We start from the raw sequence: 25,872 nt of genomic DNA, 5'->3' as shown, positions 1-25,872 counted from the left end.
ACCTGTGCGGCTTTTCCCACCTTTTCAGTGAAGAATGGCAGTTTTTCCTGCTTTGTATGCATTAACGCTAAAAAAGATAGCTTCTTTAAATGATTCCTTCTGACCAGGCTGGCCATCAACTAACGGAAAACGGAACCATTCTGTATTTTTATCCTGAAAAGTCCGTTCGTCAGTTTCCGCTCTGAGATCAATAATATAATCAGCCTTTTCTGTTTCTGCAGCTGTTTGAACGGCTTTTTCCCCGCACATGAAAATTCCATTAAGTAGCTTTTGATAGTCGGACATTGTATCACCTCATGTTCCTTCCTATCTGCATTATACATTTTTAGCTGCGAAAAATCATAGCCTGTACTTCTAATTGATTGGCAAAAATTGAAACTTTTGGTAACTCTCGTTCGTAAAGTTCAGTAGGTACCTTAATATTTTTATAAGGTTTCCAGCTACATATTAAACTTAAACACAAGGAGGCAGCTGAAAATATGCAAATTGAAGTGATTTTAACTGTTTTAATAGGATTATTTATCATGCTGATTGGATTTCTCGTTTTTAAAAAGAAAGCACTTTTTCTCGTTAATTATAATTCCTGGACAGTTTTTGGAGACCACCAGGAACTGCTGGCAAAAATATTCGGGGTCGCCTTATTCATAATCGGTCTTATCATAACTTTACTTCCACTCATATTAGGGACGGAAAATATTAATTCTCTTTAAAATAAAGCTTGAGGAGGTTCACTTATGGAGATGGAAACTTTGCCTGCCTGGTTTTGGGGCGCTTATTATCTGTTTTTACTCACCACATTATCCTTAACAATCTATTGTATTTTAAAAAATAGAATTAAGAAATTGTCCATAGCGAATCTTCTTATCATTATTAGTTCAGACCCAATGTGGTTTATTCAAAGCATTGGAAGAATGGAAGGCACAGAATTTGACTATCTGATGTCCCAGTTGGCCGAAGGTGCTTTATGGCCTATCTATGTTTTGTTTGGATTTCTGTTTATGGTCATCTGGTGGGTTTTCTTTTTAATAAGTTTTATAACAAGATCATCTCCCGAAAAAGCAGCTTACTAGCTGTTTTTTGTTATACTTGAATGAGACTGATTATTCAGAAGTTTTGATTTAATGGTGAGGAATTATTAAGTGAACCTTCAATCAGTGGGGGGATTCATACCCACTGATTGTTAGTTGAACCAATCGGAATGTTAGCGTCCGTTATCTCCCGCCTGAACATCTTCGCTTCCACTCATGTTTAGAGGCGGGAGTTTTACGGACGGTTACATCGGGGATAAAAGCTATGGATAAAGGAGGCAGCCAGTTATGGAATTTATTAATGCAGAAAAAGTCAGGAACTTGCTATCCATGAAAGAAACAGTGCAGGCAGTTGAGGAATTTTATCAGGAAGACACGGAAGATAAAATCGTATCGCCGGAGAGAATGCATATTGAAGATGATGGGAATACGAGCTTGATAATGCCCTCCTATTTTGGTGAGTACTATGCGACAAAGTTAGTAGGTGTCGCACCGGGAAACACGAAGCTTGGCAAGCCAACAATTCATGGAATCATGGCGTTATACAACCGGCGTACAATGGAGCCGCTGCTTCTCTGTGATGCGGTGCCTGTAACAGAGAGCCGGACAGGAGCTATCGGAGGATTAGGGATGAAGTACCTTGGGAAAGAAAAGGCAGTGACTTTAGGAATTGTCGGCACTGGAACACAGGGATGGAGCCACCTGCAGTCTGCAATCACGGTCCGCAGCATAGAAAAAGTGTACATATATAACAGGACAGAGGAGAAAGCGGATAAATTTATTGAAAAGGCTCAAAAAGAATACCCGTACATACATATTGAGAAAACGACACCAGAATTTCTTGTGAAGCTGTCAGATATTATAGTCACTTGCACCACCTCGACTACTCCTGTTTTACCTGAGCTGCCGGCGGAAGCTTGGAAAGGAAAATTAATAGTAGGGGTTGGATCTTTCCGCCCTGCTATGCAGGAAATTCCTGACTCTGTTTTAAAGCAGGCTGATGAGATACATGTTGATGCAGGGGGCGCATTTCGTGAGTCGGGAGATATGCTGAAGGCGAAAGATCTGGGGAGGAAACCAGAAGATTCTATGTCATTGAAGGAGATAATCGGCAATTCCTATAAACCGGATAACACTGAAGAAAAATTGATCATTTTTAAATCTGTCGGCGATGCAGTGTTTGATTTGGTAACAGTGAAAGCACTATATGAAAAATTAGATGATTCCGCTGGCATGGAGAGTTCTCTATCTGCAAATGATTGACGGGGACCTGTTTTTAAAAAATATAATAACGATCATGAAAACGGAGGGAAATTATGCTGAAGCTGTATATAACAAGGCACGGGGAAACTGTTTGGAATACAGAAAAAAGAATGCAGGGATGGGGAGATTCTGAGCTGACGGAAAATGGCGTGAGAAACGCCGAACTTCTCAGAGATAGATTAAAGGATACTGATTTTGCGGCGATTTATTCCAGTCCGAGCAAACGGGCACGGCTAACCGCCGAGTTAATTAAAGGTGAGAGAGAATTGCCAGTTATATTGGAAGACAATTTAAAGGAAATACATCTTGGAGAATGGGAGGGCCGGACCGTTACAGAAATCGAGAAAACGGACCCGGATCGCTTTCATTTATTCTGGAATGCACCTCATTTTTACGAACCACAAGGTGGAGAAAGCTATGAGGAATTAAGAAACAGACTTACTGCATTTTTAAAAAATGCAGAGGGAACTCATCCTTCAGGAAACGTTCTGATTGTGACACATTCTGCGGTAATAAAAATGCTGTCAGCTATTTTTAAGGAGCTGCCATTAGAAAAGCTGTGGGATCCGCCTTACATACATGATACAAGCCTGACGATTGCAGAGATTGACGGACGGGGCTGTAACATAATTATTGAAGGAGATATTTCACACAGGCTGGATGTGCAGGGAACGAATTAACAATATGGAAAGGCGGAACCTTTATGGACTATGGAAAACTGGCAAATAAATTTAATAGATTTGCAACAGAAGAGTGCAGTGGGTCAAGTGAATTGTATGAGTACTTGTCTTTACAGATCGCACAAGATAAAGAAATTTTAGAACTAGCCTCTCAATCGGAGCCAGGACAGCCTGTCCCTAATTTGCTGTTGGGGTCAGTTCATTATTTATTGCTCAGGGGTAATGATCATAAGCTGAAGTATTTTTATCCGAGCATCGAGGAGGAACCGCAAAATACTGAAGAAGTATATCCATACTTCAGGAATTTTTGCATGGAAAACAAAGAAGAAATAATCAGCCTGCTGAAAAACAGGCTGGTCCAGACAAACGAAGTGAGGCGCTGTTCATATCTGTATCCTGTTTTCAATTATATTTATGAGACTGTAAAAAAGCCATTGGCTCTCATTGAAATAGGGACAAGCGCTGGCCTCCAGCTGTTATGGGATAAATACAGTTATTCATATGGAACGAATGAGATATTTGGCAATACTCAGTCAAATGTTACTATTACTTCGGAAGTGAGAGGGGACTACTCCCCGGCTGTTTATATGGGCAGCCCTCCGGTAGCTGTCCGAATTGGCGTGGATCTTAATATAATTGACCTGGCGAATGAGGACGAATATCTCTGGCTCCAAGCACTAATCTGGCCGGAGCATGAGGATAGAAGAGAAATGCTTTCAAGTGCCGCAGAATATGTGAAGAGATCATCTGTCACTCTTATCGAAGGGGATGGGACAGAGTTACTCATGGAACTGGAAAAAAATATTTCAGAGGAATACGCAATTTGTGTTTTTCATACACACGTGGCAAATCAAATGCCTCAGGAAAGTAAGGCGACGCTTCTAAGGGACGTCGAGCTGATCGGAGCAAAGAGAGAAATTTTCCACCTCTATAATAATATTTTTGATGGAGACCTGCACCTTGATTTTTATATCGGGGGTAAGGGTTTTAGAAAAAAAATCGGGGAGACTGACGGGCATGGAAGATGGTTTACATGGGAGTTAGATTCAGAACAGTCTGGGAAATAGCCTGGGAGCGGTTTCGAAAAAAATAGACCTGTATAGCCAGCGGGAGGCGGTCTTGCGTTACATGAGGTGTGGTAAAAAGAAAACTCAGGGCATGCAAGAAGGTCTTGCGTTACTTGAAATGCTGCACTCGCACCACTCAATGGATGCAAGTTTTTTTACCTGCCCTTAAATCTGTTAGAGGAATGTGATCTGTATGTTAAAAACTAAACCACTTGAAAATAAAGATTATGAGCTTATTAAAGAAGCGGAAAAGGTTATTGAAACAAACTATGTATATGGCAGGCATCATATTGGAGCGGCAGTCAGATCGAAGACAGGAACCATTTTTTCGGCTGTGCATGTAGAGGCGAATGTAGGGAGGATAACGGTTTGCGGCGAGGCTATGGCAATTGGTAAATCTATATCTGAAGGGGAGCATGAGTTTGAAACAATTGTAGCGGTAGCTCACCCCCATCCTCATGAAAATATAGAAAAATGCTGGGTTGTTTCCCCATGCGGCATGTGCCGGGAGTTAATCAGTGATTATGGGAAAGACATTGAGGTCATTATTTTTTACAAAAATGAACTTGTTAAATGTAACATTCTGGAACTTTTACCGGAAAAGTATTAAAGAATTTTGAGCTTGCGTCCATGAATTTTTTCAAGAACTAATTATCTGGTTTGTGTGGAAGATTTCCTCTTAAGAGAGGAGAATTTCTTATTCTCTTAAGGTGCTTTTTATTTATGCGTGTGTTCCAGATACTATATTTAAAGCCATTCATACGTTGATTTTTTTGCGAAGTCATAGACCTCACCTCCTGTTTCATATAGTTCCAATTACAGAACAATTATATGCAGGATGAGCGTGCAATAAAAGAAAGGAGCGGGCCTGTTATTATTCCATTTTCAGTAATATTTTTGGTGTTAATGCTGTTTATAACAGCAATAGGATTCATGCTTATAAAATTTGCAGGAAGAAAAAGCACAAAACATAAGAAAGGGCCTGGATTTTACATATACAGCGTGTTACTGGGCTTAGTTTTTATTACGCTTACTTACTGGTTAGCGGGAGGGTATACATTATTGCCGGATGACAGCCCATATTTCGATGGCCAAGGGTTTATCCTTGTTCACTTCTATTTGCCGTTAGTTTGTATGTTCTTTGCGCTTTTCCACCTGTTAAAGTTTCCTCTGTATGCAGGTCTTGGTGCCATCTTCTGCTTTTGGGTCGCGGCTTTTGGAATACTGATCATAGGGATTACCAGTATGTGAACGCATTTGATTTACTGTAATATTATTATGTAAACTAATCAGGCGGAAAGGAGTTACTTAAAAATGAAGCTTCCAATTTACCAGATTGATGCATTCACTAGTGAACAATTTAAAGGGAATTACGCGGCTGTCTGTCCCCTGGAAGAGTGGATCAGCGATGATTTAATGCAGAAAATAGCCGCCGAAAACAATCTCCCGGAAACTGCTTTTTTTGTTAAAGAGGGAGAGGGTTACGGTCTTAGATGGTTTACGCTTACTGGTGAAATAGATTTGTGCGGGCATGCAACATTAGCTTCAGCATTTGTTATATATACATATCTTGATAAAACTGTTTCATCAATCAGCTTCAGCACAAAAAGCGGAATATTAGAGGTCACAAAGGAAGACGATCTGTTAACATTACTTTTTCCTTCACGTCCTGGAGAAAAATGCGACGCTCCTGAGGAACTTATAAAAGGATTGGGGAAGAAGCCTATGGAGTTATATAAATCAAGGGATTACATGGCTGTTTTTGAAACAGAACAGGACGTCTTAGACTTTAACCCTGACATGAGTGAGCTGAAAAAGCTGGATGCAGCAGGAGTAATCGTCACAGCAAAAGGCACAGACGCAGATTTCGTATCAAGATTTTTCGCCCCGAGGTTAGGGATAGAAGAAGATCCGGTCACAGGTTCCACCCATTGTACACTAGTGCCATACTGGAAACAGCAGCTGGGTAAAAATGAATTTAAAGCAAAACAGCTGTCAGAAAGAGGAGGAACGATATACTGCACTGATCTGGGCGACAAAATAAAATTAGCAGGGCAGGCAGTTACTTATTTAGAAGGGTATATTACAATAAGTTAGTTTCCGCAGGTGCAGGTTTTAAGCTAGACAGTTAGCTGGATGAAAACCTGCCAGGTATATGATTTTAGCTAAAAGGTATTCAATCAACGAAAAGGTGGGCCAATCAACGAAATAGAGGGTTCAATCAGTGAAAAGGACCCGCCAATCAACGATATTGGTAATCCGATTCACGAACCGCCTGCTCAATCCGCATTCCTGCTGGTTTAAGAGATTCAAAAATGCTTTTAAGTTTTGAACAGGTCTAAAACAAAGATATAAAAAAACAGGAAATCGCTGACGATTTCCTGTTTTGCTATTTTAATAGATAACAACCGGGTCGTATGTGCTTAAGTTATCGTACACTTTTTTCATAACGTCTGGAGGAATGTTAACACAACCATTGGACCCTGCATTCAAGTAAGCGTTACCTGACCAATTGGTCCTCCAGTCAGCGTCGTGAAATCCCTGGCCGCTATTGGTGAATGGCGCCCAGTATTTTACATCTGTAGCGTACCTTTCTCCGTCTGCAGCAACGCCATTAAGTGTATAATCGGTGGTCTTATAAAGGATATACCATACACCTGGCAATGTTCCACGGTCTGTGCTTTCATTTCCCGTAACTACATTAGTCGTTACAACAAGTTCACCGTCTTTGTAGATCCACATTCGCTGCTCAGCCAGGGAAACCTCTGCATAAGTGCCACCAATGCCGTCGTTTGATGTAACGTCAAATCCGTAGCCTTCACCCTGCCAGCCATTTCCGTACGTATTGGAAGCGGAAATTGATTTTTCCCCATTTACAAACGCAGCGTGAATGGCTTCTGCCTCTTTTTCTGTTTCAAGAGCCCAGCCGTATCCTTTACCTTCCACAGATATGACGGAACCTGAGTGAGTTGTAAAGGTGAAATCTTTCCCTAAGGTGGAATGAGTGCCGCTGATTTCCGAGACAGTGTCGTGGATCGTATCCCCATGTATAACAACTTCCATCTCGTCTGATAATGCAGCATCGCTTATAAGCTCGCCGGCCTGTAAGGAGTAGACCTGATCCTGGATTTCATATTCAACAGTATGGTTAAGAAAGTCTTCAAGGCGTTCCACCTGGGAGGCGACGAAGTCACTGTCCTCTGTAACTGGCTGCAGATATTCTGCCTCCAGATAAAAGTTGTGCGTATATTCCTGCTTGTCATACTGAACCAGCAAGCCGCTAATATCAAACTGTTCTCCTGCAGCACTTTCGGAAATAAGAATTTCTCCATTTTCTATATATGCCTCTGCATCTACAGGGGCCTCCAGATCCTGATTCATAGCGAGGAGTGTCTGTTCCAGTTCACTTCTCAATTCTTCATCGCGGTAGCTGTCTGTTTCCACTGGCATGATATGGAACGATGTAGCCTCGGAAGATGGGAAAAATGTGTACTGGCTTTCCAGTAAACTCTTAATTTCAGGCAAATCTGCTTCTGTATAAGCCATGTTAGTTTCTTCTCCGGCTAAAACGAGCTGATCTCCAATGTAAATCTCATTCGTTAAAACTGTCGCCTGTAATTTACTTAATGCCTGTTCGGCTGTCAGTCCACTGACATCGACCTCATTAATGTCTACATTCGAATTAAAATGCGTTGTCTGATAATAAAACATTCCCGCAGCAGAAAGCGCAATAATAAGAATAATTGCTGCTGTGATAATCATCCAGTTTTTATACCACTTCAAAGATACCTTTTTCGGAGGAGCAACCTCTTCCACTGCTTGTTCTAATGGGTATCCCATAATAATTCCCCCCTAAAACCATACACTTCTCTGTCTGGAAAATATTCCTGTTACACTATTAATCTTATTGTACTAGAAAGTCAGCGATTAGTCTGTCGTATTTTGTAAGTTGGAGAAGTTTTTGGTTAAGAATATTTTCTTTCGTCCTGGTACGGATTGAGGGGGCTTACGAGCCAGCTTTATTTTGTGAAATTACAGAGTGTGGAGGATATTCCCCCATGCATGTACATAGATTTATTTTAAGAAAGGAGCTGTTTTAATGCGGCATATCATTTTCATTGGCATTATTGCTGTTGTTATTGCTGTGGGAGCCACTGGCATAATCAGGTTTGCAGAACGTGTTGAAGTAGAGAAAGCTTTGAAAGTTAACAGGAAAAACCTTGACCTGGCTGCCAGCTCTATAACCGAAATAATATTAAGCGCCGATATTGAGGGGCTGGAGATTTCCGGCTTTAGATTTTTCGCGGACGAACTGGTGATAGAAACCACCCTTGACTCTGCTGATAAAAATACAGAATTTATCGCGAATCACCTGGTCCGTCTGCTTTCCGACAAAATTTCCCCGCCATTTCAAATACACGTAGAGGATAGAAAAGGAGTAACGGTTGTGTTCGCTGATTAAAAAGGAAAGGTACTGGAGCTGTTATTATTTTGTACGCATGGTAAGTATCCTGCAGATAAAGTCCCGGAAATCTTCCAGAGCAAGGCCCCCTTATGCGGCACCTGAAGGGGGCTGGTTTTAGCACTATTCTATAGGGTTAGATAATTTGTTTAGCTAACCTTTCTGCAAATTTTCCGGAGTCATATTCCTGAATATGTTAATCGCAAAAAGAATAACACCAATAATCAAGGATATTCCGCCAATTCCAATGACAGGCCCTAATGCTTCATAGCCTGTCTGTACTAGAGTAAACAGAGCAACCATCATTATGAGCAGACCAATATTGTGGAGGATGAAGTGAATTTTTCCTAAAATGCTTCGTCCTGCTTTCGGAAAAAGCACATACAGGATGCCTGCCAGTGTCATGGAAGTCCAGCCTAGCAAATTAACATGGGCATGGACGCCGGTAAAAGAAAAATTATAAGTCATAGACATGTAAAGACCGAGGAGGACTCCCACTACAAAATAAAGCACGGAAATTCTAATGAAGTGATACCCCAAGATGCTCATCTCCTCTTTTTTGATTGGGACGACTTTTAATTCACTCCTGCAGCTGGTAACCAGCCCTGGCAATAACATCTGTCTGAACAATGCCAACAGACGACTTCCATGTCACCTCGTTGAACTGTAGTTAAATATATTTGCAGCGGATATTTTAAATGAAAAAAATTAATCGACAGTTGCATTTGTCGAAAATCTTTTGCCGGATTAAAAAGCATAGGAAAACCGGCAAGCTGGAAAGCATGCCGGTCCCTTTTTTACATATTTGACTCCAGGTTTATCTCATTATTAAAAACTGAAGCTTGCTTGTTTTTAAACATTTCCTCAAACCGGAAATAGATCATGCTCAGGTCGAGCTGGCCAATGAGAAACATATTGAGAATATATTGTTCTTTTTTATTTAATGGCACATCGTTCTGAATCTTATGTTCAAAGTGATAAAACACTTTTCTGGCGTTTTCTCTGAAGTAAAAGACTCTTTTCTTCGGATAATTTAAATCCTCCCGGAAGCCAAATACGAAAAAATGCTTTTGCTGTTCGTTTAACAGAGGGGTTTCCACATATAAGTGTGCCTTCCTGTCCAGCTTTTGGTTATATTCATACACTTGTTTCCACCAGTAAATGCAAGCGGTCAACAGGAGTAAGAACAAACCTGCGGCAGCTCCCGGCTTTCCGTGGAGAAAGATGGCAAATGCCACCGTCCCGCCCATGGAAAGGTGGAGAAAAGACAGAAGGTACCACTCTTTATACGTTGACTTAAATCGACTCATATTATCCACCTTCTAGTAAGATTTCCCCCCAGACAAAGAAGCTTTGAAAATTCTATGTGTAAAAACTAAGTCTGCTACTAATACGTTTCCCCGCCTGCCTGCTTTTTATGTATGAATTTTTGTCTCTGGGGATTGGGGAGGGATATTTTGTAGGAAAGGGGGGGAGGGAGGTGGCCAGGTAATTTAGTGTAGGGTTAGGGCGGCTTTATTGGCGCGTCGCCGATAAAATGAGGATTTCGCCGATAAACTCACCGGATTCGCCGATATATTAAGAATTTCGCCGATAAACTCATCGGTTTCGCCGATAACTAAGTGAGTCCAGAGGATTTTTTACTTTATATGGAAAATAACAATGTAATATATTGTAAAAAGGCAGTTTAATAGTTTTAAAGAGAAATATTAATTCCAGAAAGGGGCTGCAAATGAAATATTACATAGCTCTGATCATATTATTAAGTTTTATCATCATTGCAGGGTGTACGGAAAATGAAGGGCCGGATACAGATTCGGCAGTGGCTCAGGAAACCGATGTTGAGGAAGAAAAAAGTGATGATAAGCATGTTGATACAAAAGATGGGAAACAACAAACGGAAAATCAGCCGGACAACAAAGCGAAGAATGGGAGCGAGGGGCTTTTCTGGAAAACAATTAATGGAAAAAATACAGTTTACATGCTTGGTTCTTTTCATGCCGGCACGGAAGAAATGTACCCGATGAACAGCGATATTGAAGAAGCGTTCCTCCGGTCAGATTATCTTGTACTTGAATACGATTTGATTTCGGACGAACTTGAAACGGCGTTTTCTAAGTTTACAGAGTTACAGTATCTAGAAGAAGGCGAGATGCTAGAAGAGCATATTTCGGAGAAACTATATAAGGAGATCCAGGTAGTGCTTCCTCAAGTTGAGCTCACAGACAAAGATATCCAAAATATGAAACCTTGGTCGGTACATCTGCTTCTTGAACAGCTCTGGGGACAGGTAAAGTATGATTATAATGTGGGAGTGGAAGAATATTTCATCGACAAAATGTCTGGAAGTATGGTTTTGAAAGGACTTGAGGCAGAGTTCCCGCCATTTGTTTATGACCAGCTACCGGAAGAGGAGCAGGAGGAACTTTTGCGGTGGACGGTCCATGTTATCAAGGAAGGCAACGAAGCTATCTATGACGAAGCTATAAGTTATTGGATGGATGGAGATTCACAGGCTTTTGCTAATTGGGTGAAGGATACTTATTTTAGCAACGATAACCTGCCGGAATTCCAGCGGCTCCTGTTAACTGAAAGAAATGAAGAAATGGCTGAAAGCATTATCGGATTTTTAGAGGGCGATGAAGAAAGCACTTATTTTGTGATAGCTGGTGCCGCTCACTTCTTTGGTCCAGAGAACATTATTGAGCTGCTTCAGGACAAAGGTTTTGAAGTAGAATAGTTGTCTTGAGCTGCATAATTTAATAAAGGTGCTGAAGAAACATAACTAAGCAGTTTCCCAATAGAAAGCCGGGTGCTAATCAGCTCCCGGCAATTCATTTTCTGCTGCTAGTGTAGTGCATCGAGGTCTCCACAATATCCTTTCTCCTGTATACATTCAAAATCAGACCGAGGACAGCAGCATAAAGCATTAACATTAGACCGCCATAACTGACCAGCGGGAGGGAGATACCGATAATGGGAACAATGCCTAATCCCATCAGTATATTCCAGCATGCTGGGACAGTGAATAGTACAGCCCCCCCTAAAACTAACAACCTGCCGAACATGTCCTTCGTCCTGAATGCATTAAAAGAGATTCGAAAAATGAAAAGCAGCAGGATAAGGCACAGAAATATACCGAACAGCCACCCCATTGTATAAACAAGATAAATAAAAGCGAAGTCGGTGTGAAGTCCAGGAAGAGACTGGATGTTTACGTCACGTGTAAAACCATTGCCGAACCATCCGGCATTACTCAAAACTTCTCTAACGATAATGTACATATAACCTAAACCGAGTTGGTCGGAAGATGGATCAAAGAAGGCAGAGAAACGATAATAAAAATAAACATCTCTGGAAGAAATCAAAATCGCTGCAGGGACCAGCATCCCTATTGTTATGTTGGCTCCTGCAAAAGTTAAAGCTATTTTCTTCTCAACGTGAGAAAAAGCAAACATAGTTAAAACAAAACAAATATAAATGATTGAAAAAATGTAATGCGGCATTAAAGCAAAAAGTATGACAGGAACCCAGGCCATCATGACGAGCAATGCCTGCTTCCTCAAGCTGCTGAAATTATTAATGTTACTCATTATTCCAGCCCAGGCAATAAAAAATAAAAATAAGCTGAGTATTGAGGAATCAACCATAATGGGACCAACAGAAATCCATCTAATCATACCCTGAATATATGTTCCGAAAAGTAATGTATAAATGAGGAGGCCTACCCCGCTTAAATATAAACACCCCCACCAATCCTTTAATTTACTGTAATCAAAAAACAAAAAACTAAGAATTACTGCGAAAGCAATGCCATACCAGATTGCCTGCCTGACCAGGTAGGTTGCCCCAGAGAGTGATATGCCAGGAATTCCGCCAAGGAGAAGAAGGAAACTTGAGCTAGCAATAATAATAAACAGAGAAACAAGGAACCAGTCCATTTTGGGGCGGTGTATCCGGTTTAAACGTTCTCCGATTGTAAAAGGGTTGCCCATAGACTGAATTGCCATCTCATGTGCTTCTTTTTTTGGAATGCCACGCTTTTGAAACGACTCGCTTAGCTCTTTAAGGTGATTAGTCAGCTCCTTTTTTATGAACGAGTGAGCCTCTTTAGACTTAATTCTGGAGGTTACCTTATTCAGAAATTCATCAAAGTTTACAAGGCTCATATAGAAGCCTCCAGAATCAGTTGTTTAAGGGAGGTTTGCTGTGGAGATTTTTCTCGTCTTGTAACAGCCAAAATTTTTTTCCCTTTTCCAGTGAGTGAGTAATATTTTTTTTCATCATACCAGCGGGCGGCAATAATACTTTTGTTTTCCAGCAAATGCAGCAGAGTATAGAGCTCACCTTCCTTATTTCGGAAACTCGAGTCATTTTTCTGAAAAAGGAGACTGGAAATTTCATACCCGTCTTTAGCTTCCTGCTTGAGCGATTCGAGAATAGTCTTGAGAGTTTCTTCCTTCCAGGAATGGAGTTGCGTACTGGACGGACTTTCCTGTAGTGAATTCCTTACGGCAGTTTTTCTTTCTTCAGAAAAGGAGATATCCTTAAAAACTGTTTTCTTCAAAGCGCTTTTCAGATTAGTAAATGGGTCGCCCATTATTCTGCCTCCTTTGTCATCTTATGCCTGAGAATTTCTTTCGCACGTTTTAATCTGGTTTTTAAAGTATTAGGGTTCATTGCTGTGATCTTACTGATCTCCTTTAGAGTAAGTTCCTCGTAATAATGGAGAAAAACGACTTCCCGATATTTTAACGGCAGCTCCATTACTGCCTTCGCTAATATATCTTCCTCATCCTTAGCAATTATTTCGTCTTCCGTTTTTGACATGGAAGGTATATAGTCGAAAATCTTATCGTTAAGGGTAATTTTTCGGTAGTGCCAGCTCTTTAAGTAGTCTTTGCAATGATTACTGGCAATCCGGTACAGCCAGGTTTTTAAAGTAGACCGCTCATTGAATTGATGCAGCTTCTCAAAACATTTAATAAAAATTTCCTGAGTTAAATCTTCTGCTGTTGTCTCGTTTTTCACATATGTATAAACAAGATGTAATATCGCATCGCTGTATTCATCCATTAACTTATCAATTATTTGAACTCTTTCATCAAAATTTTCAAATCCCGCCTCCATTTGCTCTGGTTCGTTCATCTCTGTTTCACCTCTTCCTAATAATTTAGACGAAACTATAGCGCTTCTGGTTTGAATAATTAATCAGCATTCTTTCAGATGATACTGACTTAGTTTAAAAGATTTTACAGAAAGGTATTTTACATAGTAATCATTTGAACAGTGAATCTTTAAACAGAGGACAGGAGAGTCACTATGCCTTACTTTCATTCTGACGGAGCTGCTTTATATTACGAAACAACAGGGGAAGGTCCGCCAATTATATTTATTTGCCCTCCTGGTATGGGGGCAGGCACATTTTACGACCATCAGAAAAAGTTGAAAAACCATTTCCAGGTTATTACTTTTGATAACAGAGGCAGCGGGAAAAGCACTGACGGAACAAGAGAAGATTATACGATTTCCGACTGGACAGAGGATATCCGGGCACTGGCAGACCATTTGAAACTGTACAAAGTGATCGTTTGCGGATATTCCATGGGCGGAGTGGCGGCACAGGATTTCGCCCTTTCATATCCTGAAAGAACGGCGGGGGTCATCTTATTGACAAGTTTTTCAGAAGTGAGTACACCTGTACTTTCATTAGGCATCCGGATTGTGGAATTTCTCGGAACCTTCCATATTATTAAGCTATTGGCTGTAGTACTTTCGCTCTCGCATACTATAGGCATAGGAGCAAAAAAACACAGGAAGAAGGTTTTTAAGAGTATTAATTCTTCTAATCCTAAAATAGTAAAAAGTCTTTTTCGGAGCGGCAGATATTATAACGCTACAGACAGGCTCCCTGAGATTACATGCCCTGTGGCAGTAGTTCACGGAACTCTGGATATCTTCTTTTTTAAATACCAGAGGCTGTTTGAAAAAAAACTGCCGAATGTAAGGAGTATAAGGGTGGAGGGGATCGACCACCAGGTAGCCGTCAGAACTTCTGATGAAGTAAACGGAATAATCAAGAGTCTGAAGAACTGGATGGTTCCTTCTTCTCAAGAGTGAAAGGGGAATATTAAAAAAAATACAAACGGTTAGCGTTAATTAATTGGGACTCCTGGAAATGAGGGAGTCCCAATCTTTCTATCTACTTGCCACTTAGCGCTCATCGTTTGCTGAAAGTGAGTTTACTTTTTTATCTAAATCATTTATCTTCTGTTCAATTTTTTTCAACTGTTCACTTTTCTTCCTTGTTGAACGTACAAAATAAATAATTAAAATAATAATAGACACAGGAATAATTAAAGCAAATACCTGATAGATAATATCGATTAAGTTAAACTCTGTCACCACTGAACTTCCCCCTAAATGTAAAGTCACCTTAGCTTCTACACATATTTTTGTGACTGTTACTTTGTAACCTCTGATAATCCAAATTATACCATATAATATTCTGATAGATGTTAATCTTCTTTCACAAATCTTTTAGCAATTTGCTGGAAATTTCAGATAACTATATGTAAATTTATGTTAATATTAAAGTGGACAGCGGTATTTAACTATACATCAAGTCTGCTTGTCTTTAATTGGGGGTTACAAAATAAGATGGTTATTTTACTGGAGGATAATAGTTTTAATTAGTTTTGTCACTCTTTATCTTACAAATGTGATAAGTGCGGAGATATTTCTTTCTTTTATTATTGGTATTACTGTTTTTTACGGTATCCCGGAACTTTTTAAATTTCTGAAAAAAGATATTTATAACCGAAAGCAGCAGGCAAGACGTGAGAACAAATAATACATGGTGGGGAAAAATATGAAAAAACTGTTCTTTATCATTTTACTGTTCAGCATTTTTAACAGTGGCTGCAACACTACAAGTCAAGCGCTGCCTAAAGAGAAACCTGGCGACTTTAATTTTTCCCTGAAGTATGGCATTGCAGCAGCTAACGAGCTTAATACTTATGAAAATACGTACACAAAAGATATGATAATCGCCGAAAATGAAACGATTGAGTTTGTGCTTTCTGAAGAAGAGAAGAAAAATATATATGATGAGTTCAGAAATTTAGACGTATTAAGCCTGCCGGAAGAAGAAGGGGGGACCACTTGTCAGGAGCCGCACAACAGGTATGTACTTCAGATGACAGCAGCGGGGGAGGAATATCATCTCAGATGGAACAGTGCCTGTGAAACGAGAGCTATTAACCGCTGGGAGAGATTTATGGAGGAGCTGCACGCAGAGACCATAAGGACACGGGAAGAATACCAGGCACTTCCTGAACCTGAAGGGGGATATGAATAAGCAGGGAGTTCCCTAACAATACCAGGCCCCTGACTAAGGACTAATATTATAATATTGACAGATAAGGAGAACGAAGATGACTTTTCTAGAAATTGTTTATTATATTTTAGCTTTTTTATCCACATGGGGTCTGTTTTTGTTTTTTCAAAGATTATTACATGGCTACCGGAGGAAAAGTACCTGGAAAAGAGATATTATCATTTCATTAGTTCAGTGTGCCGTTGTTGTGCTGGTCGTCATTCCGCTTGTAAATTATTTTGTATAAGTTTGCATGTAATATTGAGGGGCTAATTCCCGTATCGAAGTTTTATTCTCGAAAAGGCATGGTCCATTCTCGAAATCGGTTACCCAATTCTTGAAAAAGCAGAAACGCCAATACTGCGACCTCAAGATTAAACACTGAAAAAAAGCCAGGAAATAAAAATTCCCGGCTTTTTTACGTATATTTCATAGCGGTTATTCCGATTCCCCATCTCTCTGAGGAGTGCTGCCTGACCCGTTGGTGTTACCGAGGCCGGTCCGGGATCCGTCATTAATATTTCCAGCATTGTCACTGCCGGATTGCTTAGCGCCGGCTTCTTCCGAACGGACAACTGTATGAGTATTGCCTCGGTTAACCAGGTCGGTTAACAGCTGTGAGACATCCAGTCCTGTTAGTTCCTTTAACGGTTCCTGAATCTGGGTCATCGTGTTTGTGATAGATTTGCCGTAAGCGGCGGTTCCATTACCGTTTCCTGTATCAATAATTTTCACAGAGTCGATATTGGATAGAGGTGCCGCGATTTCTTTTGCATAGAGAGGAAGCATTTCGATAAGTTTCTCAACAATGACAACTTCGCCGTGCTGGGCAATCGCTTCTGCAAGAAGACGTTTAGCTTCCGCTTCCGCCTGACCTTTCTCACGAATAACATCTGCTTCGGCAAGACCCCGGTCACGTTCAATCTTAGCCTGAGTTTCCCCGTCGATACGGGCTTTTTCCGCTTCTGCTTCTGCCTTTCTCGTAGTTTCATAGAAATCAGCGTCAGCCTTAGCCTTACGAACTTTCGCTTCTTCTTCTTCGAGTTTAACAGCACGTTCACGCTCAATATGTTTAATACGAAGTTCTTCTTCTGTTTTTTGGGCATTGAGTTTCAGTTGTTCTTCCTGCACTTGTTTATTAAGCCTTGTTCTTTCCAGCTCATACGACTGTTCGGACTTAGCTCTCGCCCGTTCTGTCTGTTCTTTGATTGCCGCGTCTTTCAGGTCCTTCTCTTTAAGCGCTTCCGCAATCTCAATCTGGCGCTGGTATTCCTGTTCCTTAGCTTCTTTATCGTTGTTGGCTCTATGTATGCGTGTTTCTCTCTCGCTGTCAGATTCCGCCAGTTCCGCTTCTTTACGTACTTTTGCAATTTGCGGACGGCCTAAGTTTTCAAGGTAGCCATTCTCTTTATCTGCATCTGACAGATCTGTCAAACCAAGAGAAGTAATTTTAAAGCCCATAGAATCAAGCTGAGTCTGGGCAACATAACGTACATCCTCGTTAAACTTCTCTCTGTCCGCGTTAATTTCTTCAACTGTCATCTTAGATAAAATAGCCCGGAGGTTTGCGTTTAAAACCTCGCCGATTTCTTCTTCAATTTCACTTTGTTTTTTTCCAAGAAACTGCTCTGCGTATATAGCGATTCCTTTTAATGTTTCTGATACTGTAACCATGGCAACAGCATCAGCGACAATTGGCACACCGCCATTTGTAAAAACCCGTGGCGTTCTCAGTTTCAGCTGAAATGAAGTTAAGTCAACTGGTGTGGCGGTCTGGTGTAACTTCAGCAGATGCCCGCCGCCTCGGATGATTTTAATGGAACGGCCTTCATTATCGGTAAAAATATTCGTTTCTTTTTCCGGATCGCCAAGCTTAGGTCCTGCAATAATTAACGCCTGGTTCGATCTGGCAGTTTTGTACCTGAATTTGTACCAGAAAAAGTAAAGTAAACCTACAAACGCAGCAAGAATAATTAACACAATTACAATCGAAAATACGCCTAATGCGCCAAACATATAATTCCCCCCATTTTCTTAGTTAGTATACTTACGAGGGAGACCGAGAAAGGTTCCCAATATTCTGTATTGCCCTCCTTTTCGTATACTAAGTTTTATATGATTTACTCTATCAGTTTAACACTTTTCTGGTTATAATTGGGTGAATTGTTATAAAAATTACAGTTGGATGAATTTCATATATAGGATTTGAAAACTTGAATTATGAAATGATTCAGTTATATATCTTTTTAATAAAATAGATGAGCGTGTTACAAAATATAATTTTTTCTTGAGAAACTACTTTCCATTTTTAGCCGTCTTATACAGCAGGAGGGCTGAAAATGAGAATATGGCATTTAATATTACTGTCTTTTGTTTTTGTTTTGGCCAGCTGTTCGGCCGTTGAATCAGAAGCTGGAAAATCACATGGAGAACATGCAATTTCCACACCCGCCGGAGGCTCAAATTGAAATTGATGGTGAGGTATATCCCACCGTATTAGGTACGTACTGCTGGTCGTATAAAAACACAGGCGAGTGTGTTGATACAGCTGGTCCTGTGGAGCTGCTGAAAGGGGAGGCACCGATAGAAACCAGACCAGGGGAAGAAATTAAATTTGTTATAAGCTATATACCAGAACCAAATGAATTCCATCTTATGCAGCTTACTGAGGATGGAAGAGAGGAAGAGGTGAAGACAGAAAGTAACGTATTCAAAGCGCCTGAAAAAAGCGGGACCTATTACTACTCTTATGGTGTGTGGTGGATGGACGAAGAAAGGGAAAATGTATCAAACGGTGATGCATTCTATAACTTTGCGCTGGAAGTTATAGGGGATTAGACATAGCTTTTTGCATGAAAAAAATTATTACTTGCGGGAGGAAGGAAATATGTTAAGCAAAAGATGGCTTGCAATGACTCTTACTATTATTTTTATTCTGGCGGTTTTAGGTGGATGTGCTTCTGCAGATAACGAAAATGATCAAGGAGAGTCTGAATCCGGTGGAAATGCCAGTGGTATCATGCTTGCCGGAGAGGAACCACCAGAAGTTTCCGGTACCGTAAAAAGTATCGAGTCCGAAGATGAGATTATAATTACTGTTAATGGCGTGGATAAAGTTTACCGGTTGTCAGAGGATGCAAAAAATCAACTGAAGGATAGTGTAATTGAGGAAGGGACTAAGGTAACATTTACTGTATACACGATTGGGGACGACAAGGAAACTATAGGGGAGTTTACAAGTGAATAATAATAAAATCGATCTGGCAGATTCACATCTGGCGGGTCTTTTTAATGATGTCGCATTAGTTCTGCGGCATAGTAAGAATCAAGTTAGAAAGGGTAAGGATGTTGTTTTTTCAAGCGGAACTATCCCTACCGGAGTAATTGCCGATCATCAATAGTTACCTTTAGGTAACCTGCGGAAAAAAATGTGCATTCTTCACATGTGGGCAGCACCTCTGTACAATTATAAATGCGAACAATAAACAGGCATTTTTATTTAAGAAAAGAGGTAATTTCATATGGGACAATCAATTAATGGGAAAACGGCTCTGATTACCGGCAGCGGTAAAGGAATCGGAAAAGCGGCTGCTATTGCTCTTGCAAAGGAAGGAGTAAACATTGGCCTATTTGCCAGAACAGAGGCTGATTTGAAAAATGTTGCGGCTGAGATTGAACAGCATGGTGTAAAAGTGGCATACGCTGCAGCTGATGTTTCTAACCTTGAGGAAGTGGAGAAGGCTGTTGATTCACTCACAGAGGAACTGGGCTCCTTTGATATATTAATTAATAATGCAGGAACCGGAAAATTCGGAGGTTTCCTCGAGCTTTCACCTGAAGAATGGAAAAATATGATCGACGTTAACTTAATGGGTGCTTATTACGTAACAAGAACAGTTCTTCCTCAGCTTATTGATAATAATGGCGGAGATATCATTAATGTTTCATCCACTGCCGGCCAAAAAGGTGCTCCTGTTACAAGCGCCTACAGCGCATCTAAATTCGGCCTTCTTGGTTTAACTGAGTCACTGGCAATGGAAGTCAGAAAGCACAACATCCGTGTTACTGCTTTAACTCCAAGTACTGTTGCTACAGAGCTGGCATATAAAGAGAATCTGACAGACGGAAATCCGGAAAAAGTGATGCAGCCGGAGGATTTAGCCGAATTTATTGTTTCCCAGCTGAAGCTCCATCCTCGTGTGTTCATCAAATCAGCAGGATTATGGTCTACAAATCCATAAGAAAAAAATTAGAAAAAGGGTGATCTGTTTAGTCTTCAGATTCACCCTTTTTTCCTTCATTTATCCCGATGTAACCGTCCGTAAAACTCCTGCCTCAAAACAGGAGTGGAAGCGAAGAGGTTTAGGCGGGAGATAACGGACGCTAACATCCCGATTGGTTCAACTAACAATCAGTGGGGGTTAAATACCCCCCTCCCACTGATTGAAGGTTCACTTTATAATATCCATTTCTTTCATTTGTTCAATACGGTTTTTACCCCATTCATACATCATTTCTACAATGGGCAGAAGTGTCATCCCCAGGTCAGTCATGGAGTAGACAACCTTTGGAGGCATTTCAGGATATACTTCTCTGTGAATGATCCCGTCTTCCATCAGTTCCCGTAATTGATTGGCAAGTGTTTTATGAGAGATTTTTGGAAACAGTTTTTGCAGCTCACTAAAACGGTGAGGTCCCTCTACACCCAGATGCCACAAAATAACAACCTTCCATTTACCGCTGATAATAGATAAGGTTAATTCCTTCTCACAATGGAAGTCACCATTTACAAGTTTTTCTTTTACTTCTTTTCGTAAAGTATCAACTGCCATATTTAAACTCCTTATGTTTACGGTCTCTGGCTATTTTCAGGATAATGCTTGACTATTATAGCACAAGGCGGCCGCGGTTTTATAAAATGAGCTTATATACTAGGTAAAAAAAGAGTTTTAACATTACCCCGCATTTTTTGTATTATGGATTATTTTCAATGAACTGAGTAAATAAAAAAGGCGCCTGCTCACGGAATTTCTTCCGGTGCCAGGCGCTTTAAATTTACACTGCTTTTTTATTCGTATCTATTTTAGTATCTTCCATTTCACTTTCAGGTTGCTCTGCAGCAAGTTGCTTAACAACTTTTGGCGCGAGCCAGATGAGGGGCAATAATATAAATGATACTGGTACTGCAGTTACAACAATAAAGGACTGGAGCGCTTCAACACTTCCTTCACCAATATAGAGAAGAACAACAGCAACTGCTCCCATGATAACTGCCCAGAACACCCGCAAATAGCTCGATGGATTATCACTTCCTGTAACTGCCATGGAAATAGTAAATGACATAGAATCACTTGTGGTAGCGACAAAAATAATCGTTACAAGGAGAAATGCAAATGCCAGTATTGTTCCTAAAGGCAGCTGAGTGACGATGGCGATCATCGCAGCAGGCATCCCTCCAGTATTTAACGCTTCAGAAACGGAACCTGCGTTTTGCAGCTCGTAGTAAATCCCTGATCCGCCGACAACCGTGAACCAGAAGTTAGTAACGATCGGAGCGATTATTGCAACGGCTAAAATTAATTCACGAATTGTCCGGCCCCGGGAAATTCTGCTTATAAAAATAGCCATCATTGGGCCGTAAACAATAAACCAGCCCCAGAAAAATACAGTCCAGAACGAGAGCCACGCCGTGTCCCCGCGATATAAGCTTGTTGAGAGGAAATCTCTCATATACACACCATAGCTGCCAATGAAATTATCGATGATAAAAGCACCAGGCCCCAGAATCAGGACAGCAATAATGAGTACAAAAGTAGAAATGATATTAAACCTGCTTAATATCTGAATTCCTTTGTGAACTCCTGTAACGGCGGAAACAGATGCAATCGTAATTAAACCGATAATGATAAGCAGCTGTGTCATAAATACGTTTGGAACGTTAAACAGCGCATTTAGGCCATAGGCTGCCTGGAGGCCTAAAAAGCCGATAGGGCCAATAGTACCAGCTGCTACAGCAATTACAGAAAATGCATCGACCATTGTGCCGAGGGCGCTGTTTTTCATAATTTTTTCCCCGAACATAGGGTAAAGTAATGCCCGTGGTTTTAACGGCATTCCTTTATGGTAGTGAGCGTACATTATTACAATGGAACCAAGAGTCCCGAGAATAGCCCAGCCAAGAAAACCCCAGTGCATGAAGGACTGTGAAAGAGCGGGCACAATAGCTGCCTCTGTACCAGACTCTATATCAGGATACATTGGCGGTGTGGAAATAAAGTGATACATAGGTTCTGCAGCAGCCCAGAATACACCGCCGCCTGCAAGTAATGTACACATAATGATGGCGATCCATTTAAAGGTACTCATTTCTGGTTTGTCGCGCTTTCCTAATTTGATCCGCCCATATTTAGAAATAGCGATACCAATGGCTGTTATAAAACTGACAAGCATGAGCAGCTGCCAGAAAAGGCCGAAATAATCAGCGGATAAGTTAAATAAAGTATCTACTGACTGGCCGACAAAATCCGCATTGATAATGGAAGCCAGTACAAAAAGAACTAAGAAACCTCCACTAATGAGTATTACTGGCCAGTCAAATTTTGCTTTCGAATACATTCATGATCCTCCTGAGATGTTATATATCCAATTGTGTTTATAGTTTTAGAAACTGTACGGAGAACCAATCTCAAAAATTATTAAAATCAACAGGATAAGTGAGTTTTTTGTCGAAAAAAACGACAAGCGTTGATTTTAACACAAAAAAGAGTAATGTCCTATTAGTAAATACCTGTATATGCGTAAATATAGTGGATCCTGCTTTCTTGTGGAGGGATAAGGTAGTATATATATCAAATAAGAGGTGGATTCTCGTGTTTTCGTGGATTGGCGGGGGAATTTTATTAGGGCGGGGCTTTTACCAGTCAGGAAATCCGGAGTGTTGAGACGAGATGGGGCGCGTTCTGGAATTGAGAGCAGGTGTTGAGGGGATTAAATTCCAGAAAGAGGGTGATTCAGGAATTGAGATGTGGTTATGAACGAGTTGGATTCCAGAAAGAGTGTCATTCAGGAATTGAGAGCCAATGTTGACTCGATTCTATTCCCGAAAGAACCCCCGCCAATAGCGGGGGCGTTAAGCCTTAAACTTTATTTTTAATCTGGCACCGTGATTGTTTCTCCTACGGTCAATGCGTAAGGATCTTCATGTGGATTGGCTGTAATCAGATCTTCGGTTGTCACGCTACCATACTGCTGAGCGATACTGTAGAATGTTTCACCGGATTCAATCATATGGGTTATTGGGCCATCGACATATCCAGGATCGCCGGAATCGTCAATTCTCTCCAGTAAGATTTCGGTTCCAACCGGAATAGCGTAAGGATCAATTCCGTGGTTTATATTATTTAATTCATCTGCTGTGACACCGTCGTATTGCTGCGCAATGCTGAAAAAGGTTTCACCTTGTTCCACGGTATGAGTGTCAGCATCAAAATCGCTATCTGATCCGTTGCCACCTGTACTGTCATCCAGCATAATTTCTGTCCCCGGGATGAGGTGGTAAGGATCGAGACCATGGTTCAGCTCCATCACTTCATCGACAGTCATATTATTTTCCTGTGCTATAATCCAGAAAGTATCTCCTGATTCTACAGTTGTAGTAGAGGTACCTGCAGCTCCAGCGGTCAAACCGCTAAAACCGAAGATAGCTCCCGCGGCTAAAATGGGGGCGGTTACTAATGAAGTTTTCTTCAAAGTAAACTCCTCCTTTTTAGTGTTATATAAATCGCATTCCACATCCGTGAAAAATTAAAACTTAATATTACCCGCTTGCTCCGGCATTTAAACTTAACCCTGGACTGTTGCTGGTAAAAAAAGAAAAATGCTGTCATTAGCATAAATTTAATGGCAATTAGGTAATTTCTTTATAGAGAATCAGTGCAGTATACGAAAATATAGGTGAACTAAATTTCACATCTACTATCTCTATTGCCGGGTCGGATAGAAAGGCATTCAACTTCTTATCAAATCCTGAGTCACTTTAAGCAACAATTGTTTTAGCTTTCAAAATAAAACGCCTCCTGATTCATAATGATATTTGCCACTCAAGTTTTAATATAATCAAAAAACTAATTTGCTTCAAATCTTCTTCAAACAAGGAAATTACCTGAACTAAAAGAAGTGTTATAGAAAAATATAATAATAGGAGATGAATTAATGGTTGTAAATGGATTTTTGTATGCCGCGAGAAGTACGAACGCTCTGGCAGAAGAGATTCCTGAAAAGGCCTGGGATATTCAGCTCATACCGGAATTAGGCACATTGAGAAAATTATTCATACATATTGTCCGGGTGAGGGATGTCTATAGTGATGGGTTACAGACTGGCACAGTCCAGTTCCCTGGTAAACTGCCGTCCGGAAAAAATATAGTTCGTGACTTAGACAGAAGTATGGAAGAGCTGGCGAATGCATTTGCCGCCACTGACAGGCAACTAATAAAAATGGGTGCAGAAGAAATCTCTCCAGCAGAATTACTTGGCTCGGCAATCCAGCATGAAGGCATTCATCAAGGGCAGTATTATGTCGCATTGAAACAGGCAGGGATGGAAGTCCCGGCCCTGTGGAAACAGGACTGGGGAATGTGAGAAAGTTGAGACAAGAGTGTAGAAAATATTGCTGAAAGGGGTAAAGCTCACATATAAGGAGGGTGAATCATGTTGATGAAAATGAAAAATACAGGTGAGATGTTTTTGGGAATCGGATTATCCTTAATGGTGGCTCATATTTTTGATTTGTTTTCCTTTCCTTATATCTATGTACCACTGATTATCGTTGGTTTACTCTTAGTGATTATCCCTGCATTAAAAACAAAAACTCATAACAGCCTTTTGTGCCGTATCGGTATGCACAAGTTCAACCATAAAGCCTGGGACAACGAGATAAAGTATGTTGCAATCTACGTATGCGAAAGGTGTAAAAAACGTAAAAGAGTAGTAAGAAGCGTTGGATGAAAACAAAAGAGCTGCCAGAGCAGCTCCCTTCAAATCCATTTTATTGTTGCTTCAAAACAGGTATCCAGATTTCACTTTCCACAACTGCTGAAGATAAATCATTGCTTTTAATTGCTAGTATTTCCGGGCCTTTTAATTGCTCATAATCTGAAGATGGAAACCATTCAGAGTAGATTCGGCCCCATGTTTCCTGCAGGGCAGCTGGAAAAGGCCCTGACGATGTAAACACCGCCCACGTATAAGCAGGCACATGGAGAGCAGAGAAATCCTCCTTCGTTTCTTTAGTGGTCGCCACACCAATATAATGATCAAGGGTTCCCTTTTCCTCCATACGGCCTTCTGAAAAATTCGTTGACGCCTGAATTAACCCTTTTGGCTCAACGGTGGAAAGGTCTTCAAGCTGATTGATCGAATCGGGGGTCAATGTCTTCCACATCTTGGTGATCTCTGGATTCTCTCCTTCAAAAACAATTGGGACTCTTTTTTTCAGGCCAATGATGTTAAATGCTTCTTTATCAACAATGCGATAATTCATTTCACTTCCTCCTTTGATGGATAAATGGAAGGTCATCTTCGGATAGGCTTTTAATGAATTTCCGCTATTTCTCGCTTCAGATGGTGTGATGCCATGCAGGCTCTGGAAGGCCCTGGTAAAAGAATCTGGCGAGCTGTAGCCATACATAAGGGCAATATCGATAATCTTTAAACTGCTGTTTTTTAACTCGAAAGCTGCCCTGGTGAGGCGTCTTCGACGAATGTATTCCGATAGGGGGATACCTGCGAGAAAAGAGAACATCCGTTTAAAGTGATATTCGGAACAGTAAGCCAGCCTTGCCACTTCCTTAAAGTCGATATCACCCGTCAGGTTTTCTTCGATATAATCTATTGCTCTGTTCATATTTTTAAGCAAATCCATTTAATAACCTCCTTTGTTAAAAATATAGCAGGAGTGAACGGTATACATCCGACCTTTTGTGCACACTAATGC

At 40.7% G+C, this 25,872-nt stretch carries 32 protein-coding genes; 19 read left to right on the top strand and 13 right to left on the bottom strand.

The window, feature by feature from the left end; all coding sequences use genetic code 11:
- Positions 1-24 precede the first annotated feature (24 nt).
- Complete coding sequence (locus tag BK582_RS19060; protein WP_078596561.1) at positions 25-285, bottom strand: protein-tyrosine phosphatase family protein; 261 nt, start codon at positions 283-285, stop codon at positions 25-27.
- Positions 286-479: 194 nt separating this feature from the next.
- Here BK582_RS19060 and BK582_RS19055 point away from each other — a divergent pair, with 194 nt between their 5' ends.
- The 8 genes from BK582_RS19055 (at position 480) to BK582_RS19020 (ending at position 6,135) form a co-directional block, all read left to right on the top strand.
- On the top strand, positions 480-710 hold the full coding sequence (locus tag BK582_RS19055) for a hypothetical protein (RefSeq protein WP_078596560.1): 231 nt from the start codon (positions 480-482) through the stop codon (positions 708-710).
- 24 nt (positions 711-734) lie between these two features.
- Entirely contained in the window at positions 735-1,070 is a 336-nt protein-coding gene (locus tag BK582_RS19050; protein WP_078596559.1) for a hypothetical protein, read from the top strand.
- Between the two features lie 246 nt (positions 1,071-1,316).
- The gene (locus BK582_RS19045; RefSeq protein ID WP_078596558.1) at positions 1,317-2,291 is read left to right on the top strand and encodes an ornithine cyclodeaminase family protein; all 975 of its coding nucleotides are present in this window, start codon (positions 1,317-1,319) and stop codon (positions 2,289-2,291) included.
- 53 nt (positions 2,292-2,344) lie between these two features.
- Positions 2,345-2,971 (top strand): histidine phosphatase family protein, encoded by a 627-nt coding sequence (locus tag BK582_RS19040; protein WP_078596557.1) that lies wholly within the window; start codon positions 2,345-2,347, stop codon positions 2,969-2,971.
- Positions 2,972-2,994: 23 nt separating this feature from the next.
- Entirely contained in the window at positions 2,995-4,038 is a 1,044-nt protein-coding gene (locus BK582_RS19035; protein ID WP_078596556.1) for a DUF2332 domain-containing protein, read from the top strand.
- 193 nt (positions 4,039-4,231) lie between these two features.
- On the top strand, positions 4,232-4,648 hold the full coding sequence (locus BK582_RS19030) for a cytidine deaminase (RefSeq protein WP_078596555.1): 417 nt from the start codon (positions 4,232-4,234) through the stop codon (positions 4,646-4,648).
- A 221-nt stretch (positions 4,649-4,869) separates the two neighbouring features.
- Positions 4,870-5,289, top strand: coding sequence for a hypothetical protein (locus BK582_RS27215; RefSeq protein WP_078596554.1), 420 nt, complete (start codon positions 4,870-4,872; stop codon positions 5,287-5,289).
- A 63-nt stretch (positions 5,290-5,352) separates the two neighbouring features.
- Complete coding sequence (locus BK582_RS19020; RefSeq protein WP_078596553.1) at positions 5,353-6,135, top strand: PhzF family phenazine biosynthesis protein; 783 nt, start codon at positions 5,353-5,355, stop codon at positions 6,133-6,135.
- Between the two features lie 297 nt (positions 6,136-6,432).
- Here the strand turns inward: BK582_RS19020 and BK582_RS19015 are convergent, their stop codons facing one another.
- Complete coding sequence (locus BK582_RS19015) at positions 6,433-7,878, bottom strand: L,D-transpeptidase (protein WP_078596552.1); 1,446 nt, start codon at positions 7,876-7,878, stop codon at positions 6,433-6,435.
- A 259-nt stretch (positions 7,879-8,137) separates the two neighbouring features.
- On the opposite strand from BK582_RS19015, the gene BK582_RS19010 reads away from it, so the two are divergent.
- Positions 8,138-8,500, top strand: a complete 363-nt coding sequence (locus BK582_RS19010) for a hypothetical protein (RefSeq protein ID WP_078596551.1) — start codon at positions 8,138-8,140, stop codon at positions 8,498-8,500.
- Positions 8,501-8,653: 153 nt separating this feature from the next.
- Here the strand turns inward: BK582_RS19010 and BK582_RS19005 are convergent, their stop codons facing one another.
- A complete protein-coding gene (locus BK582_RS19005; RefSeq protein ID WP_177344648.1) occupies positions 8,654-9,040 on the bottom strand; it encodes a cytochrome-c oxidase in 387 nt (128 codons plus the stop codon).
- 257 nt (positions 9,041-9,297) lie between these two features.
- Entirely contained in the window at positions 9,298-9,810 is a 513-nt protein-coding gene (locus tag BK582_RS19000; RefSeq protein WP_078596550.1) for a hypothetical protein, read from the bottom strand.
- A 422-nt stretch (positions 9,811-10,232) separates the two neighbouring features.
- Between BK582_RS19000 and BK582_RS18995 the strand changes: the two genes are divergently transcribed.
- Complete coding sequence (locus BK582_RS18995; RefSeq protein WP_078596549.1) at positions 10,233-11,240, top strand: TraB/GumN family protein; 1,008 nt, start codon at positions 10,233-10,235, stop codon at positions 11,238-11,240.
- Between the two features lie 94 nt (positions 11,241-11,334).
- Here the strand turns inward: BK582_RS18995 and BK582_RS18990 are convergent, their stop codons facing one another.
- Genes BK582_RS18990 through BK582_RS18980 form a run of 3 tightly spaced genes read right to left on the bottom strand, consistent with a single transcriptional unit; the run spans position 11,335 to position 13,648 of the window.
- Positions 11,335-12,669, bottom strand: a complete 1,335-nt coding sequence (locus tag BK582_RS18990; RefSeq protein WP_078596548.1) for an FtsW/RodA/SpoVE family cell cycle protein — start codon at positions 12,667-12,669, stop codon at positions 11,335-11,337.
- Positions 12,666-13,100, bottom strand: a complete 435-nt coding sequence (locus BK582_RS18985; RefSeq protein WP_078596547.1) for a PadR family transcriptional regulator — start codon at positions 13,098-13,100, stop codon at positions 12,666-12,668. Before BK582_RS18985 ends, BK582_RS18990 begins: the two co-directional genes overlap by 4 nt.
- A complete protein-coding gene (locus BK582_RS18980) occupies positions 13,100-13,648 on the bottom strand; it encodes a sigma-70 family RNA polymerase sigma factor (protein ID WP_078596546.1) in 549 nt (182 codons plus the stop codon). Before BK582_RS18980 ends, BK582_RS18985 begins: the two co-directional genes overlap by 1 nt.
- A 174-nt stretch (positions 13,649-13,822) precedes the next feature.
- On the opposite strand from BK582_RS18980, the gene BK582_RS18975 reads away from it, so the two are divergent.
- Entirely contained in the window at positions 13,823-14,620 is a 798-nt protein-coding gene (locus BK582_RS18975) for an alpha/beta fold hydrolase (protein ID WP_078596545.1), read from the top strand.
- Between the two features lie 93 nt (positions 14,621-14,713).
- Here BK582_RS18975 and BK582_RS18970 read toward each other — a convergent pair whose 3' ends face one another.
- Positions 14,714-14,908, bottom strand: coding sequence for a hypothetical protein (locus tag BK582_RS18970; protein WP_078596544.1), 195 nt, complete (start codon positions 14,906-14,908; stop codon positions 14,714-14,716).
- 463 nt (positions 14,909-15,371) lie between these two features.
- Between BK582_RS18970 and BK582_RS18960 the strand changes: the two genes are divergently transcribed.
- A complete protein-coding gene (locus BK582_RS18960; protein WP_078596542.1) occupies positions 15,372-15,860 on the top strand; it encodes a hypothetical protein in 489 nt (162 codons plus the stop codon).
- Between the two features lie 76 nt (positions 15,861-15,936).
- Positions 15,937-16,125, top strand: coding sequence for a hypothetical protein (locus BK582_RS18955; protein WP_078596541.1), 189 nt, complete (start codon positions 15,937-15,939; stop codon positions 16,123-16,125).
- A gap of 191 nt (positions 16,126-16,316) precedes the next feature.
- Here the strand turns inward: BK582_RS18955 and BK582_RS18950 are convergent, their stop codons facing one another.
- Positions 16,317-17,894, bottom strand: a complete 1,578-nt coding sequence (locus BK582_RS18950) for a flotillin family protein (RefSeq protein WP_078596540.1) — start codon at positions 17,892-17,894, stop codon at positions 16,317-16,319.
- Positions 17,895-18,302: 408 nt separating this feature from the next.
- On the opposite strand from BK582_RS18950, the gene BK582_RS18945 reads away from it, so the two are divergent.
- The 4 genes from BK582_RS18945 (at position 18,303) to BK582_RS18935 (ending at position 20,119) form a co-directional block, all read left to right on the top strand.
- Positions 18,303-18,716 carry a hypothetical protein gene (locus BK582_RS18945; RefSeq protein WP_078596539.1) on the top strand — a complete coding sequence of 138 codons (414 nt, stop codon included), beginning with the start codon at positions 18,303-18,305 and terminating at the stop codon, positions 18,714-18,716.
- 49 nt (positions 18,717-18,765) lie between these two features.
- Positions 18,766-19,125, top strand: a complete 360-nt coding sequence (locus BK582_RS18940; protein WP_078596538.1) for a hypothetical protein — start codon at positions 18,766-18,768, stop codon at positions 19,123-19,125.
- Complete coding sequence (locus BK582_RS27210) at positions 19,118-19,279, top strand: hypothetical protein (protein ID WP_169911138.1); 162 nt, start codon at positions 19,118-19,120, stop codon at positions 19,277-19,279. The genes BK582_RS18940 and BK582_RS27210 overlap by 8 nt, the downstream gene beginning before the upstream one ends.
- Before the next feature lie 120 nt (positions 19,280-19,399).
- Complete coding sequence (locus tag BK582_RS18935) at positions 19,400-20,119, top strand: 3-ketoacyl-ACP reductase (RefSeq protein ID WP_078596537.1); 720 nt, start codon at positions 19,400-19,402, stop codon at positions 20,117-20,119.
- Positions 20,120-20,329: 210 nt separating this feature from the next.
- Here the strand turns inward: BK582_RS18935 and BK582_RS18930 are convergent, their stop codons facing one another.
- The 3 genes from BK582_RS18930 to BK582_RS18920 form a co-directional block, all read right to left on the bottom strand.
- Entirely contained in the window at positions 20,330-20,710 is a 381-nt protein-coding gene (locus tag BK582_RS18930; RefSeq protein ID WP_078596536.1) for a winged helix-turn-helix transcriptional regulator, read from the bottom strand.
- Positions 20,711-20,933: 223 nt separating this feature from the next.
- Positions 20,934-22,493, bottom strand: coding sequence for a BCCT family transporter (locus BK582_RS18925; protein WP_078596535.1), 1,560 nt, complete (start codon positions 22,491-22,493; stop codon positions 20,934-20,936).
- Between the two features lie 534 nt (positions 22,494-23,027).
- Positions 23,028-23,627 carry a LysM peptidoglycan-binding domain-containing protein gene (locus BK582_RS18920; RefSeq protein ID WP_169911136.1) on the bottom strand — a complete coding sequence of 200 codons (600 nt, stop codon included), beginning with the start codon at positions 23,625-23,627 and terminating at the stop codon, positions 23,028-23,030.
- A gap of 462 nt (positions 23,628-24,089) precedes the next feature.
- Here BK582_RS18920 and BK582_RS18915 point away from each other — a divergent pair, with 462 nt between their 5' ends.
- Together BK582_RS18915 and BK582_RS18910 are read left to right on the top strand one after the other, a co-directional pair.
- The gene (locus BK582_RS18915) at positions 24,090-24,518 is read left to right on the top strand and encodes a DinB family protein (protein WP_078596533.1); all 429 of its coding nucleotides are present in this window, start codon (positions 24,090-24,092) and stop codon (positions 24,516-24,518) included.
- Positions 24,519-24,587: 69 nt separating this feature from the next.
- Positions 24,588-24,884, top strand: coding sequence for a hypothetical protein (locus BK582_RS18910; protein ID WP_078596532.1), 297 nt, complete (start codon positions 24,588-24,590; stop codon positions 24,882-24,884).
- A 40-nt stretch (positions 24,885-24,924) separates the two neighbouring features.
- On the opposite strand, the gene BK582_RS18905 is transcribed toward BK582_RS18910, so the two are convergent.
- On the bottom strand, positions 24,925-25,800 hold the full coding sequence (locus BK582_RS18905) for an AraC family transcriptional regulator (RefSeq protein WP_078596531.1): 876 nt from the start codon (positions 25,798-25,800) through the stop codon (positions 24,925-24,927).
- Positions 25,801-25,872: the final 72 nt, after the last annotated feature.

The sequence above is a fragment of the Evansella clarkii genome, assembly GCF_002019695.1.
GTDB classification, from domain to species: Bacteria; Bacillota; Bacilli; order Bacillales; family Salisediminibacteriaceae; genus Evansella; species Evansella clarkii.
Note: the sequence above shows the minus strand (reverse complement) of the source record. Positions and strands in the feature narration are given on the sequence as shown.

What these genes read in the sequence shown, in the direction of transcription:
- BK582_RS19060 (WP_078596561.1), bottom strand. Translation starts at nt 285, where the DNA reads ATGTCCGACTATCAAAAGCTACTTAATGGAATTTTCATGTGCGGGGAA.
- BK582_RS19055 (WP_078596560.1), top strand. Translation starts at nt 480, where the DNA reads ATGCAAATTGAAGTGATTTTAACTGTTTTAATAGGATTATTTATCATG.
- BK582_RS19050 (WP_078596559.1), top strand. Translation starts at nt 735, where the DNA reads ATGGAGATGGAAACTTTGCCTGCCTGGTTTTGGGGCGCTTATTATCTG.
- BK582_RS19045 (WP_078596558.1), top strand. Translation starts at nt 1,317, where the DNA reads ATGGAATTTATTAATGCAGAAAAAGTCAGGAACTTGCTATCCATGAAA.
- BK582_RS19040 (WP_078596557.1), top strand. Translation starts at nt 2,345, where the DNA reads ATGCTGAAGCTGTATATAACAAGGCACGGGGAAACTGTTTGGAATACA.
- BK582_RS19035 (WP_078596556.1), top strand. Translation starts at nt 2,995, where the DNA reads ATGGACTATGGAAAACTGGCAAATAAATTTAATAGATTTGCAACAGAA.
- BK582_RS19030 (WP_078596555.1), top strand. Translation starts at nt 4,232, where the DNA reads ATGTTAAAAACTAAACCACTTGAAAATAAAGATTATGAGCTTATTAAA.
- BK582_RS27215 (WP_078596554.1), top strand. Translation starts at nt 4,870, where the DNA reads ATGCAGGATGAGCGTGCAATAAAAGAAAGGAGCGGGCCTGTTATTATT.
- BK582_RS19020 (WP_078596553.1), top strand. Translation starts at nt 5,353, where the DNA reads ATGAAGCTTCCAATTTACCAGATTGATGCATTCACTAGTGAACAATTT.
- BK582_RS19015 (WP_078596552.1), bottom strand. Translation starts at nt 7,878, where the DNA reads ATGGGATACCCATTAGAACAAGCAGTGGAAGAGGTTGCTCCTCCGAAA.
- BK582_RS19010 (WP_078596551.1), top strand. Translation starts at nt 8,138, where the DNA reads ATGCGGCATATCATTTTCATTGGCATTATTGCTGTTGTTATTGCTGTG.
- BK582_RS19000 (WP_078596550.1), bottom strand. Translation starts at nt 9,810, where the DNA reads ATGAGTCGATTTAAGTCAACGTATAAAGAGTGGTACCTTCTGTCTTTT.
- BK582_RS18995 (WP_078596549.1), top strand. Translation starts at nt 10,233, where the DNA reads ATGAAATATTACATAGCTCTGATCATATTATTAAGTTTTATCATCATT.
- BK582_RS18990 (WP_078596548.1), bottom strand. Translation starts at nt 12,669, where the DNA reads ATGAGCCTTGTAAACTTTGATGAATTTCTGAATAAGGTAACCTCCAGA.
- BK582_RS18985 (WP_078596547.1), bottom strand. Translation starts at nt 13,100, where the DNA reads ATGGGCGACCCATTTACTAATCTGAAAAGCGCTTTGAAGAAAACAGTT.
- BK582_RS18980 (WP_078596546.1), bottom strand. Translation starts at nt 13,648, where the DNA reads ATGAACGAACCAGAGCAAATGGAGGCGGGATTTGAAAATTTTGATGAA.
- BK582_RS18975 (WP_078596545.1), top strand. Translation starts at nt 13,823, where the DNA reads ATGCCTTACTTTCATTCTGACGGAGCTGCTTTATATTACGAAACAACA.
- BK582_RS18960 (WP_078596542.1), top strand. Translation starts at nt 15,372, where the DNA reads ATGAAAAAACTGTTCTTTATCATTTTACTGTTCAGCATTTTTAACAGT.
- BK582_RS18955 (WP_078596541.1), top strand. Translation starts at nt 15,937, where the DNA reads ATGACTTTTCTAGAAATTGTTTATTATATTTTAGCTTTTTTATCCACA.
- BK582_RS18950 (WP_078596540.1), bottom strand. Translation starts at nt 17,894, where the DNA reads ATGTTTGGCGCATTAGGCGTATTTTCGATTGTAATTGTGTTAATTATT.
- BK582_RS18945 (WP_078596539.1), top strand. Translation starts at nt 18,303, where the DNA reads ATGGAGAACATGCAATTTCCACACCCGCCGGAGGCTCAAATTGAAATT.
- BK582_RS18940 (WP_078596538.1), top strand. Translation starts at nt 18,766, where the DNA reads ATGTTAAGCAAAAGATGGCTTGCAATGACTCTTACTATTATTTTTATT.
- BK582_RS18935 (WP_078596537.1), top strand. Translation starts at nt 19,400, where the DNA reads ATGGGACAATCAATTAATGGGAAAACGGCTCTGATTACCGGCAGCGGT.
- BK582_RS18930 (WP_078596536.1), bottom strand. Translation starts at nt 20,710, where the DNA reads ATGGCAGTTGATACTTTACGAAAAGAAGTAAAAGAAAAACTTGTAAAT.
- BK582_RS18925 (WP_078596535.1), bottom strand. Translation starts at nt 22,493, where the DNA reads ATGTATTCGAAAGCAAAATTTGACTGGCCAGTAATACTCATTAGTGGA.
- BK582_RS18915 (WP_078596533.1), top strand. Translation starts at nt 24,090, where the DNA reads ATGGTTGTAAATGGATTTTTGTATGCCGCGAGAAGTACGAACGCTCTG.
- BK582_RS18910 (WP_078596532.1), top strand. Translation starts at nt 24,588, where the DNA reads ATGTTGATGAAAATGAAAAATACAGGTGAGATGTTTTTGGGAATCGGA.
- BK582_RS18905 (WP_078596531.1), bottom strand. Translation starts at nt 25,800, where the DNA reads ATGGATTTGCTTAAAAATATGAACAGAGCAATAGATTATATCGAAGAA.